Genomic DNA, 15843 nt, shown 5'->3' with positions numbered 1-15843 from the left:
GGTCATGCCCTCAAACCAGCGCGAGACGGCGACGGTCGCGGCGTCGCTGCAGGAAGCCGATGACGCCGCCGCGCAGCTTCGCCATGAACTGATCGAAGCCGGTCGGGTTGTGGATGATATCGGCGCGGTAGAATGACGGGCACAGCACGGCGGCCTCCGCCACCTCACCGCAATTGCCGCAACCGACGCAGCTATTGTCGATCGCGGCGACCGGATCGTCCTTCAGCGGATCGCTGGTGTGCTTCACCGAAAGCGAGGGGCAACCGGACAGGCGGATGCAGGCATGGTCGCCGGTGCAGACGTCCTCATCGACGCCAAAGCGCTCACGCACGACGCGCTCGCCGCCCTTCACGGCCTTGTTGAACAGCGGCTTGATCCGGCGCTGCTTGTTCAGCATGCATTCGGACGAGGCGACGATGATCTTCGGTCCCTTCTCGGTGCTGGTGAGGGCTTCCTTCAACGTGTCGCGCATTTTGGTGACGTCGTAGGTGCGGTCGATCTGGCGCACCCATTTGGCGCCGACGCCTTTGACCGCCTCCGTGATCGGGTGATTGGTCGAGCGCGATTTGTTGTCGGCGCGGGACGACAGGATGTCCTGGCCGCCGGTGGCCGAGGTATAATGGTTGTCGACCACCAGGATGACGCCGTCATGCTGGTTGTAGACGGCATTGCCGATGCCGCTGCTCAGGCCGTTGTGCCAGAATCCGCCGTCACCCATGATTGAAATCGAGCGCTTGTCGGCCTTCACATTGAACGCGGACGCTGAGGCCGGGCCGAGGCCGTAGCCCATGGTGGTCGCGCCGATGTTGAACGGCGGCAGGATCGAGAACAAATGGCAGCCGATATCGGCCGCGACATGATGCGGGCCGAGATCCTTTTCGACCAGCTTCATCGCCGCGAAGATCGGCCGCTCCGGGCAGCCGGTGCAGAATCCAGGCGGTCGCGCCGGCACCACTTCAGCCAGCGCCTTGATCTTGTCGTGCGCCAGAATCGACGGGTCGTTCGGCGCGCGGATGTGGTCGGGCAGTACTTCGGGCGCGGCGGAGGTGAGGAATTTGCGAACACCGGCCGCCATCACGGCCGCAGTATATTCGCCGCCGATCGGCAGTTCGCCCTTGCCGTAGATTTTTGTGGGGACATCGGCCTTGCGCAGGACCTTATGCAGGGCCTGTTCGATGTAGTCAGGCTGGCCTTCTTCGACCATCAGCACGGCGCGCTTCGATTGGCAGAAGTCGATCAGCTCGTCGTCGATCAAGGGGTAGGTCACGTTCATGACGTAGAGCGGAATGCGGGTATTACCCCAGACATCTGCCAGGCCAAAACCCTGCAGCGCGCGTATCACACCATTGTACATGCCGCCCTGCAGGATGATGCCGACGTCGTCGATATCGCCTTCGAATACCTCGTTGAGCTTGCGCTCTTTTATGAAGGAAACCGCGGCCGGCCAGCGCTGCTCGATCTTTTCCTTCTCGTGCATGTAGGAGGCCGGCGGCAGCACGATACGGTTGGTGTCGCGGCGCGGATTTTCCAGCGCCTGCGCCATCGTGAACGCCGGCGGTTTGTTGTCCTTGGCGGCGAAGCGGCCATGGACGTGGCAGGAGCGGATGCGGACTTCGAGCATCACGGGTGTATTGCTCGCTTCCGACAGCTCGAAGCCGTCCTCGACCGCTTTCACGATGGATTCGAGGTTGGGGCGGGGATCGAGCAGCCAGATCTGGGATTTCATCGCAAAGGCGTGGCTGCGCTCCTGCATGATTGAGGAGCCTTCGCCGTAGTCTTCGCCGATCACGATCAACGCACCGCCGGTGACACCGCCGGAGGCGAGATTGGACAGCGCATCGGAGGCGACGTTGGTGCCGGCGGTCGATTTCCAGGTCACTGCGCCGCGGATCGGGTACATCACGGATGCCGAAAGCATCGCGGCCGCGGCCGCCTCGTTCGCCGAGGTTTCGAAGTGCACGCCAAGATCGCCGAGAATGTCCTGCGCATCGGCCAACACGTCCATCAGATGCGAGATCGGCGCGCCCTGATAGCCGCCGACATAGCCGACGCCGGACTGCAGCAGCGCCTTGGTGATGGCCAGAATCCCCTCGCCATGGAAGACATCCCCGTTGCCTAGTTTGAGGTCCTGGACCTCTCGGGCGAAAGAGCGTTCAGCCATGACGCATTTCCTTCGGCTCAAGCGACGGCGGCAGATCGGTCAAAATGCTAAGCCGACATATTTTAAGTGTCAAATAATTATCCATTACTTGGCACCCCGCTTCAGCCGGTAGCCGGCCGCTTCGCGATCCCAGGTCGACGCGGTCACGCCGCGCTCGCGCAGCTCGTATTTCCGGATCTTGCCGTTCTCCGTCCGTGGCAGGTCCGCGACAAAATCGATGAAGCGGGGCACCGCGAAATAGGGCAGCCGCGGCGCGCAGAACTGCATCAGTTCGACGGGCGGGATCGCCGCTCCCGGCCGCACCACGATCGCGGCCATCACTTCATCCTCGGCAAGTTCCGAGCGCACGGGAAAGACCGCCGTCATCTCGATGTCAGGGTGAGCCAGCAGCACCTGCTCGACCTCATAGGACGAGATATTCTCGCCGCGGCGGCGGATCGCGTCCTTGAGCCGGTCCACGAAGCGGAAATAGCCGCATCCGTCACGGATGACCCGATCGCCGGTATGGAACCAGAGATTCCGCCAGGCTTCCACGGTCTTCTCGGCCATGCCGAAATAGCCGCTCGCGAACGCAAACGGCTCGTCGGCGCGCAGCACCAGTTCACCGGCCTCGCCATCCGGCAATTCAACGTCGCTGATATCGACGACGCGGGCCTGAAAACCATCGACGATGCGACCCATGGTTCCCGGCTTCTGCGTTTCCGGCGATGCGCCGATGACGAAATTGGTTTCGGTCGAGCCGTAACCCTCGAGCAGCGTAACCCCGGTGCGTGCAGCAAATGCTGCGCCGAGACCCGCGGGAACGCCTGGTCCGAGTCCGGTGCGGACTTTGTGCCGGCGTTCGTCCGCTCGCGGTTCACCCGCCAACAGGATCGGCACCATGGCGCCGAGCAGATAGATCACGGTTGCTTCGCTCTGGATCATGGCCGGCCAGAAGCCGGAGGCCGAGAAACGCGGTTCGAGCACCATGCGCGCGCCGCTGAGAAGCGCCTGCGCGAAAGTATTGAGGGCATTGATATGGAACAGCGGCAGGGTCGTGCAAAGCACGTCGTCTGCCGTCAGGCCAAAAATGCGGCCGGAGTGGATGCCCCACCAATAATATTGTGCATGCGGGCACATCACGCCCTTGGATGGACCGGTGGTGCCGCTGGTATAGATGATCGCGAACGTGTCGCCGGGGCTGACGGGCGCTGCCGAAATCGGGGCTGTGCGTGGCGGCATGGCTTCCATCAACGGCGCTGCACCCTTGGGCGGGGCATCGGCGCCGATCACCCAGATCGAACCAAGTGAGGCCATGCCTTCGGAGACATGGGCCAGGCGTTCGACGAATTGCGCCTCGATCGCGAACAGCCGTGCACCGCTATTCGACAGGTAGTAACCGATCTGCGGTCCCATCGCGGCGGTGTTGATCGGGACAGCGATGGCGCCGATCCAGCCACACCCCAAAACGATCTCCAGCATTTCGAGGCGATTGGAGCAGAGGATCGCGACCCGGTCGCCGGCCGAAACGCCGGCCGCGCGCAACGTCGCGGCACGGCCGGCCGCGATGTCGCGCGCCTCGCGGAACGTCCATGAATCAGTTGCGCACGAGACCAAGGTCCGGTCGCCGTGGCTTCCGGCCTGAATCTCGAGCATGCGCGGCAGCGTCCGGTCATCAGGTGGAAGCTCAATCATGCCGGGCGCATGGAGGCTCATGGGCGCGAAGCTCCCGCAGGATTTGAAGGCACCAGCGCCAGAACGCGCAATGGGCTGCCGCTGCCCTGTTGGATCTTGAGCGGCGGCGCGATCAGCGAACTGCCGGTCGGCGGCAGCAGGTCGAGATTGGTCAGGCATTGCAGGCCATAGCGTCCGGCACCGTGCATGTAGTAGTGGCACGGATAGGGAGGCAGGAAGTGCGCCGCCTGGCCCGCATCAGTGCCGATGGTTTCAGTACCGAAGCCGAGCACGTCGCGCTCGTTCAGCAGGAAACGCACGGCGTCAGGATCGGGACCGGGTGTGTGCTGCCCGACGTCGTCGAAATTCTGATAGGCCGCCGGATCGGTCTTCTTCGACCAGTCGGTGCGCATCAGCACCCAGCACCGCGTCGGGATTTTGCCGTGCACGGCTTCCCAGGCCTTGATGAAATCCGGCGTCAGCAGGAAGTCGGCATCCTGTGCGGATTCTTTCGAGCAGTCGATGACCACGGCGGGCGCGATGAAATCGGCAACCGGGATCGTATCGGTGGAGCTGTTGGGGAGGTCGCGGCCCGAGACCCAGTGGATCGGGGCGTCGAAATGCGTTCCGGTATGTTCGCCAAAGGACAAATTGTTCCAGTACCAGGCGCCGCCGCGTTCGTCGTAACGCGAAATCTCTTCCATACGGAAGGCGCGGCTCTGGCCTATTTCCGGCGGCATCACGATGCTCGGAAAATCGGGTCCAAGCGTCTGCGTCAGATCGACGATGCGGATCGCGCCGGTCGCGAGTGCCGTGGTGAAGCCTGCGAGAATTTCCATGCCGGGCGCCGGATCGTGCGGTTTCATCGGCCAAGCTCCCGTTCCAGTGCCTTGGGATTGTCGCGGAAACGGGCGAGCCAGTCCTGCGCGATATCGCCGGGATAGACGTCCTCGACCGATCCCTTCAGCGCGCCGACGATGGCGCGCGCGACTGCGGACGGCGCCAATTTCGGCGGCAGCAGCAGCTGATTCCATTCGTCGTCGATAGGTCCCGGAAAGATGTTGACGACCCTGATGCCGGCGACGCGCATTTCGGCGCGCAGCGCCTGCGCGACCGAAAGGGCCGCGGCCATCGACGCCGAATAGGTCGCGTGCTGCGGAAAATTGGACAGCGCATAGATCGACAGCAGATTGACCCAGGCCACCGCGCTGGTTTCGCCATCGGCGCCACGCGACTGCATGACCGGACCGAACGCCTGGGCCAGCCGCAACAGGCCGAAGCAATTGGTCTCCATCTCCGCCCGCGCGGTTTCGACGCCGGCGCGGCCGAAAATGCCAAATGTGCGATGATGTTCTGATGTGTTGATCACGATGTCGACCTTGAAGCCGAGTTCGGCGGCAAGCTCATTGACCGACTTGGTGTCGGTGACATCGAGCGGGACCAGCGTCACCTTGGGTAGCTCGGCGATCGCCGGCCAGCCCGGCGGGTTCTTCCAGGGTTCGCAATGGCCGGCCCAGACGAGATCGGCGCCGGCTTCCAGCACCGCCTTCACGACAGCCTGGCCGACGGGCGACTTGGCATCGGTGACCAGCACTTTGCGGAATCTCGGATCCGACGTGAAGTTGCGCAGCTTTGGCTCGTCGGCGAGTGCGGTATTGCCACCATCCGGCTTGGCGACGAGTGCGGCCTGGCCGGCGCGGTCGAGCACAGCCTCCACTATGACCGGAGACGGCGCCGGGCCACAGCGCGCGTCGAGGTGGACGACGAGGCTGACGCCTTCGGCCAGGCGGACCAGTCCAAGCCGCCAGGGCATGCGTTCGCGAAAGAACAACTCTTGGGAGTGATGCAACGTGGTCTCGCTGACGAGTTCGCCGCGTCCGCTCATCACGGTCCATTCGAGTTCGGCCGACAGACAGCGAACGCAGGCCTCGCGCGGCGGATATTGCACGGCACCGCAGGCCGCGCAGCATTGCAGTTCGAGGTTACCAAGTGCCGCGCCGCGAACGAGGCCGAGCGCGATGCGGCTGCGGCGGTCCGGCGGCAGTGTCGGCGCACGCGTCTTCAGGATCGGGTTCTTGCGCTTCGGCCGTTTGATTGTTTCACTCATCATCAAGTCCCAATCATGTCGCGGCGAGAATGGCGGCGCCGGTGCATAGTCCCCGGTCGAAGTTGATCATGCCGAATCCGGAGACCAGCGCGTGACGGGCGTTCGCGACCCGGGCGCCAAGCGGCTGTCCCGTGACCTGCCGGAGCGCTTCGACGATCCCGAGCGTGCCGCCGGCGGCGCCGGCCTGGCCGACAGATAATTGTCCACCCGATGTGTTGAAGGGAAAGCTGCCGTTCGCTTCGAAAGTGTTGCGACGAATGAAGTCCGGCCCTTCGCCCTTGCCGCAGAAGCCGAGATCCTCGATCTGCAACACGCAGATGACCGGATAGTCGTCATAGGCCTCGAGCAGGTCGATGTCTTCGGGCCCGATGCCTGCGCTTTCGTACAGGCGATCTCGGTCCATCGCCCAGCCGCCGCGGTGCTGCACGGGATCATCAGGGAAGGCGTTATGCCGCTCGATGGCACCTCGCAGCCGCGCGTGCGGCAATCCGAGGCGCCGGGCCCGGTCCTCGCTCATGACAAGAAAGGCTTCGGCGCCGGCGCAAGGCATCACGCAATCGAACAGCCGCAGCGGGTCGGCCACCGGCCGGGCGTTAAGATACTCGTCCAGGGTCAAAGGCTTCTTGAACAGCGCATGGGGAAACTGCAACGCGTTCGAGCGCTGCGCGACGCAGAGCTTGCCGAAATCCTCAGGCTTCGCCCCATAGGTCCGCATGTAATAGGCCGTGAGGAAGGCGAAACTGGTATTCGGCCCGCCGGCGCCATAGGGATAGACCGCGTCCTGCGCGAACATGCTGAAGGTCGCCGTGCTGAGCCGGAAGCTGTCGACATGGTTGGTGTCGCCGGCGATACAGGCGACGATCTCGGCGTCACCCGCCTGAACCGCGCGCGCTGCACGCCTTAGGCTGACAATGCCGGAAGCTCCGCCCATCGGCACGTGATCGAGCCAGCGCGGCGAAAGGCCGAGATGCTGGGTCAGGCCGACGGCGCTGTCGGGTGCCAACGTGAAGCTCCCGACGCACAGGCCGTCGATTTCATCCTTGGAGATCCCGGCGCCATCAACCAGGGCCTTCAGCGCGCGGGCGATGAACCAGTGCGCGCCGCGGATGGAGAAGCGCTCATAGGGCACGGTGACGGGAACCGCGACGGCGACCCCGTCATAGCTTGCAATTCGGTTTGCCATGGCGGTCAATGCCCTCCGCCAAGATAAGTTGCCTGCACGCGGGCGTCGCCGAGCAGGCTGCTAGCTTCACCGTCAAGCACGATCTCGCCGGTTTCCAGGACATAGCCGTAGTCGGCGATTTCGAGCGCCGCCTTCGCATTCTGTTCGACCAGCAGGATCGAGACGCCGGCATCGCGCAGGCCCGCGACGATGCGCAGGATGTCGCGCACGATCAGCGGCGCGAGGCCGAGGCTGGGCTCGTCGAGCATCAGGAGCCGCGGCGCCGACATCAGCGCGCGGCCAAGCGCGAGCATCTGGCGTTCGCCACCCGAAAGCGTGTCGGCGCGCTGGGAACGACGTTCGGCAAGGCGAGGAAAACGTCCATAGGTCTCCTCAAGCGCGCGGTCAACGAAGGCACGATCCGAACGGCGCGGATAGGCACCCAGCACGAGATTATCGTAGACCGTCAACTCTCCAAACAACTCCCGCGTCTCGGGCACCAGGCAGAATCCGTGCTCGACGCGGGCCTCAACGTCCAGCTTCAACAGGTCCTGGCCCTCGAAGATCAGCCGGCCGCGCGATGGCAGGAGGCCGATGGTGGCCGCAAGAAGGGTGGTCTTGCCCGCGCCGTTCGGCCCGATCACCGTGACGATCTGACCCCTCTGCAGCGACAGCGACACGCCGCGCACGGCCTCGACCTTGCCGTAAGCGACATGAAGATCTGTGATTTCGAGCATCGCGCTCATAATACGCCTCCGAGATAGGCTTCCTGCACCTTCGGATCGGCGCGGACCGCTGCCGGATTTCCCTCGACCAGTTTGCAGCCGAACTCCATGACCACCAGCCGGTCGACCAGGCCCATGACGAAATCCATGTCATGCTCGACGATCAGGATCGTAACGCCTTCATCGCGAATCTGGCGCAACACCTTGGCAAGCGCTTCCTTCTCCGGTGGCCGCAAGCCTGCGGCCGGCTCATCCAGCACGACAAGCACGGGATCGGCCGCCAGCGCGCGGGCCACTTCGAGAATGCGCTGTCCGCCGAGCGGAAGGTTGCCGGCGAGTTCGTAAGATTTGTCGCCGAGGCCGACGCGCTGCAATTGCCGCTGGGTCTCGTGCAGCGTGCGCCGCTCTTCGGCGCGATCGAGGCGAAGCGCGCTCTTCAGGAAACCGGTCGCGGTGCGTGCATAGGCGCCGAGCGCGACGTTGTCGATCAGGCTCATGTTCGGCCGCAGCTTCACATGCTGGAACGTGCGCGCGATGCCCATGCGCGCGATTTCCATCTGTGGACGGTAGGTGATGTCCTCGCCCAGGAAACTGATCCGGCCGGCATTGGCCTGCAGCGCGCCGGTCAGCAAGTTGAACATCGTGCTCTTGCCGGCGCCGTTCGGACCGATCAGGCCCAGGATCTCCCCGGCCTTGAGATCAAAACTCACCTTGTTGACGGCGGTCAGGCCGCCGAACGTCCTCACGGCATTTTCGACGTTCAGAATCAGCGTGCCATTTTCCGGCAGCGCGCGGCGCGGCATCGCCTCGGCGGCCGCGGGCGCCGGGCGCGTGCCCTTGGGCAGGCGCTTGGCGATGAACGCGATGAGGCCGCCGCGGGCATTCTGCAGCAGCAGGACAAGGAGAACGCTGAAAGCGATGATCTCGAATTGCGCCGGGTTCTTCGTCACCAGCGGCAGCACATCCTGCAACCAGTTCTTGAGCAGCGTGATCAAAGCGGAACCGGCGACAGCGCCCGCGATATGGCCGGCGCCGCCCGCCATCGCCATCAGCAGATACTCGATACCGGGCTTGACGTCGAACGGGGCCGGGCTGATGAACCGGTTCATGTGCGCATAGAGCCAGCCGGCCAGTCCGGCGAGCAGGGCCGCGATCACGAAGGTAACAAGGCGAATTCGAAAGATGTTGACGCCGAGGCTCGCCAACAGAATGCCGCCGCCACGCAGGCTTCTGATCGCACGGCCCTCGCGGGAATTGAGCAGGTTGGCGCTGGCCAGCATCGCGAGCCCAACCATCAGCCAGATCAGGTAGAAGATCATTTGCGAAGAAATCAGTGAGACCGATCCGATGGTGATCGGCGGGATGCCGGCCATGCCGGTGTTCTGCCCGAGGCCCGGGACATTGCCGAACAGGAAATAGATCGAGATGCCCCAGGCGATCGTGCTGAGCGAGAGAAAATGCCCGCCGAGCCGCAGCGTCAGCGCGCCGATCGCCAGTGCCGCAAGTCCTGTCATTGCCAGCGCCAGCAGCAACCCGACCCACGGCGACAATCCGAGCGTCACGGTCGCCCAGGCCGTCGCATAGGCGGCGATACCGACAAAGGCGGCTTGCCCGAACGACGTCATGCCGCCGATGCCGGTCAGCAACACCAGCCCAAGCGCGACCAGCGCGGAGATGCCGATATAGTTGAGCAGCGTAATGGCGAAGCTGCCGAGCAGTGCAGGGGCGACCAGCAGGGCGATGACGGCGGCGCTGATCAGGCCGATGCGAAGCGGCGCGCTCAGCGCGATCGCGTCGGGCATCTCCATTTCCTCGCCTTCCTCATCGGCATGGCCGGCCGATTTCCAGGACTGCCAGAGCAGCACCGGGATCAAGAGGCCGAACACGATCACTTCCTTGTAGGAACTGCTCCAGAACGAGGCGAAGCTCTCCATGATACCGACGAACACGGCGCCGAGCGCTGCGATCGGATAGCTGGTGAAGCCGCCGATGATGGCGCCGATAAAGGCTTTCAGCCCGATCATGAAACCGGAATCGTAATAGATCGTCGTGGTCGGGCCGATCAGGATGGCGGAGACGCCGGCAAGCAGCGAGGCAATGAAATACGCGATCGTGCCGGTGCGTGCCGGCCGGATACCGACGAGCCGCGCGCCGATGCGGTTGACCGCGGTGGCGCGCAGCGCCCGGCCCGACATCGAGCGCTCGAAGAAGAGGAAGAACAGCAGGCTGAGCAGGGCGGCGGTGACCAGCATCAAGAGGACCTGCGCCGATACGATGACGCCGCCGAAGCTGTAGATGCCATTGACCAATGGACGAATGCGGAAACCCTCGGCGCCGAAGGCCATCAGGCCGAGGCCGCTGATCGCGAAATGAACGGCCAGCGCGATGATGAGCAGCACCAGCACGGAAGCATCGGCGGCGGGCCGGAACGCGATACGGTCGAGCAGCGGGGCGATCGGTAGCACGAGCGCCAGCGCAAGAATGATCTGCACCGCCTGGGGCAGGGCGTACGATGCGGCGACCCAGGCCAGCACGCAGGGAATAAGCGGCAGCAGGCCATACATGAAAAACGAACGCGGGATCCGCGCGTGTTCACCTGATCGGTAGTGACCGGCGGCATCGACTACGGTCGCGATGACGGCCAGGATCGCGACCACCCAGATCGTGCCCGGCACCCGGCCAAGTTCGAACGCGGCGATCGAGAGCACGCAGAAGGCGGTGATATCGCCGAACGGCACGAACACGACGCGGGTGACCGAAAAAATCAGCACGAGGCCGAGGCCCGCCAGCAGGTAGATCGCTCCATTGGCGATCCCATCGAGCAGCAGAATGATGGCGATTTCAGTCGTCATGCGATCCAGCACCTTGATTAGTCAGGTTAATACATTAAATTGCTGTTTGAAATTGATATTTGAGGAGGCATTCTGTGGCCAAAAAACAAGCAGTTTCGGCGCAAATATCGGCAGTAGTCACGGAGCCGGCCGCCGAAATTTCGCCGATCGAGCAGACCGTGAACGCGTTCGAATATGCCGCCTGGCATTTCGGTTCGGCGTTCGCGCGCTGGCGGCGCGATTGTCTGGGCGCCATGCCAACGAACGCGCTGGGCGGCACGGAGGCCTCGATCCTGCACGTGCTTCATCTGAACGGCACGCCGAAGGGCCTGAGCGATGTGGCGCGGCTTCTGCATCGCGATGACCTTGCCAACCTGCAATACGGGCTGAAAAAGCTGCTTTCCCTGGGCTTTATCGAGAAAGCGAGCAACGGAGCCTCGCGCCGCAACACCACTTACGTGCCCACCGAGTCCGGCCGTGCCATCGTCGACGCTTATCTGCAGCACCGGCGCGACACCCTGGTGCGTCTGGTCGGCAGCATGTCGGGCACCCAGGACGCACTGCAGCAGGCGACCTCGATCCTCCACGTGATGACCGGTCTCTACGATCAGGCCAGCACGATCCTGTCGAGCCAGATCGGCGACACCCTCGGCCTTCGGCCATAAGGCATGAATTGCAACTTTAATCGGTAAGTTGATCATGTGAATTGCCTCTTGACTGGGGCCATACTGCACGCTTTTATATTTTATGTCTAAAACAATTTTTGTCCGGAATGGCGGATGGCGCGGCTGTGAACAATAAATCAAGCCACGACGCGGGGATGAAGCGGCGGCCATGCCGCCGTCGGCCTGCCATCGCTCCGGTCTCCCACTGCTTCAGTAGCCCGGCCTCCGTCGACTGACCGGCGGCCCAACAGGAGGTAGCGACGATGAGCAGACAGATGATTTCGCGCCGAAAAATTCTCATCGGCGGTGCAGCACTCTCCGGTTTCGTCGCGGCTCCCGCGATCCTTCGGGCGCAGTCCGCTCCCATCTCCGTCGGTTTCGTGACCGGTCAGACCGGACCGGGCGCCTCCATCGGCATTCCCTATTCAAGAGGCATTGCCGCTGCGATGGCTTACCTCGACACGATCGAAGGCCATAAGATCAGGCTGGTCCAGATGGACGATGGTGGCGATCCATCGGCTTCCACGCGCAATGCCCGCAAGCTAGTCGAAGAAGAAAAGGTCGACCTGTTGATCGGGACGTCGGGCCTGCCGGGCTCGGTCGCGATGGCGGCGGTCGCCGGCGAGCAGAAGGTGCCGTTCGTTTCCATCTCGCCGCTTCCGCCGACAGCGGGCAAGGGTGACGGCGGATTCTGGGCGATTTCGATTCCGCAACCGCCACCGCTGATGGTCGCGGCGGTGGTCGCGCAAATGCAAAAAGCCGGCATCAAGAGCCTCGGCTATATCGGCTTCAGCGACGCCTGGGGCGATCTCGTCTTCAACGCGCTGTCCAAGACGGCCGCGCCCATTGGCATCAAGATCCTGACCGACGAGCGCTATGCGCGTCCCGATACCACGGTGACCGCACAAACGCTCAAGATCATGGCCGCCCAGCCCGATGCCGTCATGACCGGCGGTTCGGGAACGCCGGGGGCGCTGCCGTTTTTGGCGCTGCGCGAGCGCGGTTTTCGCGGCCCGATCTATGGCACGCATGCCCTGATCAACCCTGACTTCATCCGGGTCGGCGGTGCTGCCGTCGAAGGCGTCCTGGCGCCGACCGGGCCGGTGATCGTCGCCGAACAATTGCCCGATAGCAATCCGGTGAAGAAGGTCGGTCTGGAATTCCGCGCCGCTCACCTCAAGGCCAACAACGTGGCCTCGACCGACGCCTTCTCGGCCTATTCCTTCGACGGCTGGCTGGTTTTCGCCGCCGCGGCGAAGCGCGCGCTCGCGTCGACGCCGCCCGGCACGCCTGCCTTCCGCGCAGCGTTGCGCGATGAGCTCTACCGCACCAAGGACGTGGTGGGCTCGCATGGCGTCTACAACTATACCCAGAACGACAATTCCGGTGTCGACGAACGCGCACGCGTCATCGTCACGCTCGAGAAGGGGGCGTGGAAGCTGCTGGCCTGAGCCACGGGCCCGACGATCGCGCCGCATTCATCAAACGCCGCGCCGTCCCTAGGGACGCGCGCGGAAGGAGACGCCTGCCATGAAGCCGATCCGCATCTGGTACCAGAGCTACGTCGATTACGAGAACGGCAAGACCTATTGGGATCGGTTGCGTAAACATCTCGATGACATTGTCGAGCCCGGCACCACGATCGACATCAAGGGCATTACGCCGCACGATTCCTATGCCCACGCCATCGTCGAGTTCCGTTGTGCGCGGGAAGTGATCTGCAACGCGGTGCGGGCCGAGCGCGAGGGATACGATGCCTTCGTGATCGGCCACTTCCAGGATGCAGGTCTCTACGAAGCCCGCTCGGTGGTCGATATTCCGGTTCTGGCGCTCGGCGAATCGTCGATGCTGCACGGCTGCCAGCTCGGCCAGCGCAGCGGCATCATCACGATCAATCCCCGCTACATTCCCTGGTTCCACCACCAGATCACCAAATACGGGCTGGAGCGCCGGGTTGCCGGCACCCACGCCATGACGTTCGAGCCGGGGCAGATCTTGAAGGCCTATGAATCGGAAGCGCTGGCGCGTGAGGTCGAAGAGCTGTTCGCCGAACAGGCGCGGCCGCTGGTGGCCAAGGGTGTCGAAGTGTTGATCCCGGGCGGCGGAATCCCGATGCTGCTGTTTGCTGCGCTCCGCAATCACGCGATCGACGGCGCGCCTGTCATCAACGGCATACCGATCGTGGTGAAGATGGCCGAAATGGCGGTCAAACTTCGCCGTCTCACCGGCCTCGGCGTCAGCCGTGCGGGGGAATTCGTGAAGCCGCCAGCGGAGATCATCGAGGAATTCATGACGCATCCGAAGCTCGGCTAGTTGGATTGGCGCGGACGTCATCCTGAGGTGCGAGCCTTGCGGTGCACTGCACCGCTGGGCGAGCCTCGAAGGATGGGCCACGGGCCGCGTTCATCCTTCGAGGCGCGCAAGAGCGCGCACCTCAGGATGACGGGAGATAGAGCGATCGCCGCCCCGCGAGATCGGTGCCCCTAAAGCTCTGTCCTCACTTTCCAAAGCTCCGGAAAGAGTTCGACCTCGAGCATCTTGCGCAAATAGGATACGCCCGACGTGCCGCCGGTGCCGCGCTTCAGGCCGATAATGCGCTCGACCGTGGTGACATGGTTGAAGCGCCAGCGGCGAAAATAGTCTTCGAAATCGACCAGTTTTTCGGCCAGGTCGTACAGCATCCAGTGTTTTTCGGGAGATGCGTAGACGGTCTTCCAGGCACCCAGCACCTTGTCATTTGCGGTCCGCGTCGTTCGCCAATCCGTTCGAAGCGCATCTTCGCCGATGTCGAAGCCGTTGCGCGCCAGCAGAAGCAACGCTTCGTCATAGAGACTGGGTTGGCTCAGAATCTCCTCCAGCTTCGCGACGATGTCGCCGCGGTGGGCATGAGGGCCAAGCATTGCAACATTGCGGTTGCCGGCGAGGAATTCGATAGCCCGGTACTGGTACGACTGGAAGCCTGACGACTGGCCGAGCTGGTCGCGAAATTCGGTATACTCGCTCGGCGTCATCGTCCGCAAAACATCCCAGGCGCCCGTGAGCTGCTCGAAGATCCGGGCGATGCGCGACAGCATCTTGAAGGCGGGTTGGAGCTTGTCGTTGCGGATGGCCTTGATGGTGGCGCGGATTTCATGGATCGCCAGCTTCATCCAGAGTTCGGAGGTCTGATGCTGGATAATGAACAGAAGTTCGTCGTGCGCATCCGAAAGCGGTTCCTGCGCGTCCAATACGCGTTCCAGATGCAGATAATCGCTGTAGGACATCCGCCCGTCGAACGACATCTGGGCTCCCTCGCGGGAGGGGTCGTATGGTTTTTCGGTCATGTCACGACAGCCATTTTGCGATACTCCGCGGCATCCCAGCGGCGATTGTTCACGACGTCCTCGATCGCATCGATCGCCGCGCGAACCTCGGCCTCGCCGATGTAGAGCGGTGTAAACCCGAAGCGGATCGCGTCGGGGGCGCGAAAATCGCCGATCACGCCGCGCGCGATCAGCGCCTGCATGATCGCGTAGCCGTTGGCGTGGCGAAACGACACCTGGCTGCCGCGCTTGTTGCCGTCCCGCGGCGAGGCCAGCGCCAGTTCCGGACAGCGGGCTTCGACTTCGCGGATGAACAGATCGGCCAGCGCGATCGACGCCTTGCGGACCTCGTTCATGCTGACGCCCTCCCAGACATCGAGCGCTGCGTCGAGCGCGGCCATCGCAATGACGGGAGGCGTTCCAACCCGCATCCGTTCGATGCCGGCGCCGGCCCGGTAATCAAGATCAAAGGCAAACGGCGCCTGATGCCCCATCCATCCGGAAAGCGCCGGCCGCGCCGCGTCGGCATGGTCAGGTGCGACATAGATGAAGGCCGGCGCGCCGGGGCCGCCATTGAGATATTTGTAGGTGCAGCCGACCGCGAAGTCGGCTTTGGCACCTGACAAATCGACCGGAATGGCGCCCGCGGAGTGGGCGAGGTCCCAAACCGTCAATGCGCCGGCGGCGTGCGCTTTCTGCGTCAAGGCCTTCATGTCGTGAAGGCGGCCGGTGCGATAGTCGACCTCGGTCAGCATCAGCACCGCAATCGTCGAGTCGATGGCGTCTTCGACTTCCTCGGGAGCGACAATTTTGAGCTGATATCCCCGGTCGAGCGATCTGAGCAGACCCTCGGCCATGTAGAGATCGGTTGGAAAGTTGCCGTTGTCCGACAGGATCACACGCTTGCTGGAATTGAGTTCGAGCGCTGCGGCAAGCGCCTGATAGACCTTGATCGACAGGGTGTCGCCGATCACCACGGTGCCTTCAGGCGCACCGATCAGCCGGCCGACGCGATCTCCGATGCGGCGCGGCTGAGCCATCCAGCCGGCGCTGTTCCAGCCCCTGATAAGCTGTTTCCCCCATTGCTCGGACATCATGCTGCGGACGCGATCGGTCGCCGCAACGGGCAGGGGACCGAGCGAGTTGCCGTCGAGATAGATGACGCCATCCGGCATATGGAACAGGGATCGCGTTCGCGTGAAATCGGTCATCATTGGCCTCGTTCGCAGGCGGCGGA

Annotated in this window: 12 protein-coding genes; 3 read left to right on the top strand and 9 right to left on the bottom strand. The window is 63.5% G+C overall.

From position 1 onward, the window contains the following. Positions 1–10: 10 nt before the first annotated feature. The 7 genes from JQ629_RS11420 to JQ629_RS37715 all read right to left on the bottom strand — a co-directional run bounded on the left by JQ629_RS11420 (position 11) and on the right by JQ629_RS37715 (position 10660). Positions 11–2161, bottom strand: coding sequence for a thiamine pyrophosphate-dependent enzyme (locus JQ629_RS11420; RefSeq protein ID WP_212412742.1), 2151 nt, complete (start codon positions 2159–2161; stop codon positions 11–13). Between the two features lie 84 nt (positions 2162–2245). Further along, positions 2246–3856 (bottom strand): ATP-dependent acyl-CoA ligase, encoded by a 1611-nt coding sequence (locus JQ629_RS11415; protein ID WP_212412741.1) that lies wholly within the window; start codon positions 3854–3856, stop codon positions 2246–2248. Next, positions 3853–4680 carry a cyclase family protein gene (locus tag JQ629_RS11410; protein WP_249134975.1) on the bottom strand — a complete coding sequence of 276 codons (828 nt, stop codon included), beginning with the start codon at positions 4678–4680 and terminating at the stop codon, positions 3853–3855. The genes JQ629_RS11415 and JQ629_RS11410 overlap by 4 nt, the downstream gene beginning before the upstream one ends. Beyond that, positions 4677–5921 (bottom strand): SDR family NAD(P)-dependent oxidoreductase, encoded by a 1245-nt coding sequence (locus tag JQ629_RS11405; protein WP_212412740.1) that lies wholly within the window; start codon positions 5919–5921, stop codon positions 4677–4679. Before JQ629_RS11405 ends, JQ629_RS11410 begins: the two co-directional genes overlap by 4 nt. 13 nt (positions 5922–5934) lie before the next feature. Continuing rightward, on the bottom strand, positions 5935–7104 hold the full coding sequence (locus JQ629_RS11400; protein WP_212412739.1) for a thiolase family protein: 1170 nt from the start codon (positions 7102–7104) through the stop codon (positions 5935–5937). Between the two features lie 5 nt (positions 7105–7109). After that, complete coding sequence (locus JQ629_RS11395) at positions 7110–7829, bottom strand: ABC transporter ATP-binding protein (RefSeq protein WP_212412738.1); 720 nt, start codon at positions 7827–7829, stop codon at positions 7110–7112. After that, entirely contained in the window at positions 7826–10660 is a 2835-nt protein-coding gene (locus JQ629_RS37715) for an ABC transporter permease subunit (RefSeq protein WP_349631250.1), read from the bottom strand. The genes JQ629_RS11395 and JQ629_RS37715 overlap by 4 nt, the downstream gene beginning before the upstream one ends. A gap of 74 nt (positions 10661–10734) precedes the next feature. On the opposite strand from JQ629_RS37715, the gene JQ629_RS11380 reads away from it, so the two are divergent. The 3 genes from JQ629_RS11380 to JQ629_RS11370 all read left to right on the top strand — a co-directional run bounded on the left by JQ629_RS11380 (position 10735) and on the right by JQ629_RS11370 (position 13617). Beyond that, positions 10735–11304, top strand: coding sequence for a winged helix DNA-binding protein (locus JQ629_RS11380; RefSeq protein WP_212412737.1), 570 nt, complete (start codon positions 10735–10737; stop codon positions 11302–11304). Between the two features lie 263 nt (positions 11305–11567). Continuing rightward, complete coding sequence (locus tag JQ629_RS11375; RefSeq protein WP_249134974.1) at positions 11568–12755, top strand: ABC transporter substrate-binding protein; 1188 nt, start codon at positions 11568–11570, stop codon at positions 12753–12755. A gap of 79 nt (positions 12756–12834) precedes the next feature. Beyond that, the gene (locus tag JQ629_RS11370; RefSeq protein WP_249119012.1) at positions 12835–13617 is read left to right on the top strand and encodes an aspartate/glutamate racemase family protein; all 783 of its coding nucleotides are present in this window, start codon (positions 12835–12837) and stop codon (positions 13615–13617) included. A 170-nt stretch (positions 13618–13787) separates the two neighbouring features. On the opposite strand, the gene kynA is transcribed toward JQ629_RS11370, so the two are convergent. Together kynA and kynU are read right to left on the bottom strand one after the other, a co-directional pair. Next, on the bottom strand, positions 13788–14627 hold the full coding sequence (kynA, locus tag JQ629_RS11365) for a tryptophan 2,3-dioxygenase (RefSeq protein ID WP_212412736.1): 840 nt from the start codon (positions 14625–14627) through the stop codon (positions 13788–13790). Next, the gene (gene kynU / locus JQ629_RS11360) at positions 14624–15817 is read right to left on the bottom strand and encodes a kynureninase (RefSeq protein ID WP_212412735.1); all 1194 of its coding nucleotides are present in this window, start codon (positions 15815–15817) and stop codon (positions 14624–14626) included. The genes kynA and kynU overlap by 4 nt, the downstream gene beginning before the upstream one ends. Positions 15818–15843: the final 26 nt, after the last annotated feature.

Source organism: Bradyrhizobium sp. AUGA SZCCT0222 (genome assembly GCF_018130205.1).
Taxonomy (GTDB): domain Bacteria; phylum Pseudomonadota; class Alphaproteobacteria; order Rhizobiales; family Xanthobacteraceae; genus Bradyrhizobium.
The sequence above is the reverse complement of the archived record's forward strand: the minus strand, read 5'-3'. Positions and strand labels throughout refer to the sequence as shown.

Coding starts and splice junctions, on each gene's coding strand:
- JQ629_RS11420 (WP_212412742.1), bottom strand. CDS start 2,161: ATGGCTGAACGCTCTTTCGCCCGAGAGGTCCAGGACCTCAAACTAGGC.
- JQ629_RS11415 (WP_212412741.1), bottom strand. CDS start 3,856: ATGAGCCTCCATGCGCCCGGCATGATTGAGCTTCCACCTGATGACCGG.
- JQ629_RS11410 (WP_249134975.1), bottom strand. CDS start 4,680: ATGAAACCGCACGATCCGGCGCCCGGCATGGAAATTCTCGCAGGCTTC.
- JQ629_RS11405 (WP_212412740.1), bottom strand. CDS start 5,921: ATGAGTGAAACAATCAAACGGCCGAAGCGCAAGAACCCGATCCTGAAG.
- JQ629_RS11400 (WP_212412739.1), bottom strand. CDS start 7,104: ATGGCAAACCGAATTGCAAGCTATGACGGGGTCGCCGTCGCGGTTCCC.
- JQ629_RS11395 (WP_212412738.1), bottom strand. CDS start 7,829: ATGAGCGCGATGCTCGAAATCACAGATCTTCATGTCGCTTACGGCAAG.
- JQ629_RS37715 (WP_349631250.1), bottom strand. CDS start 10,660: ATGACGACTGAAATCGCCATCATTCTGCTGCTCGATGGGATCGCCAAT.
- JQ629_RS11375 (WP_249134974.1), top strand. CDS start 11,568: ATGAGCAGACAGATGATTTCGCGCCGAAAAATTCTCATCGGCGGTGCA.
- JQ629_RS11370 (WP_249119012.1), top strand. CDS start 12,835: ATGAAGCCGATCCGCATCTGGTACCAGAGCTACGTCGATTACGAGAAC.
- kynA (WP_212412736.1), bottom strand. CDS start 14,627: ATGACCGAAAAACCATACGACCCCTCCCGCGAGGGAGCCCAGATGTCG.
- kynU (WP_212412735.1), bottom strand. CDS start 15,817: ATGACCGATTTCACGCGAACGCGATCCCTGTTCCATATGCCGGATGGC.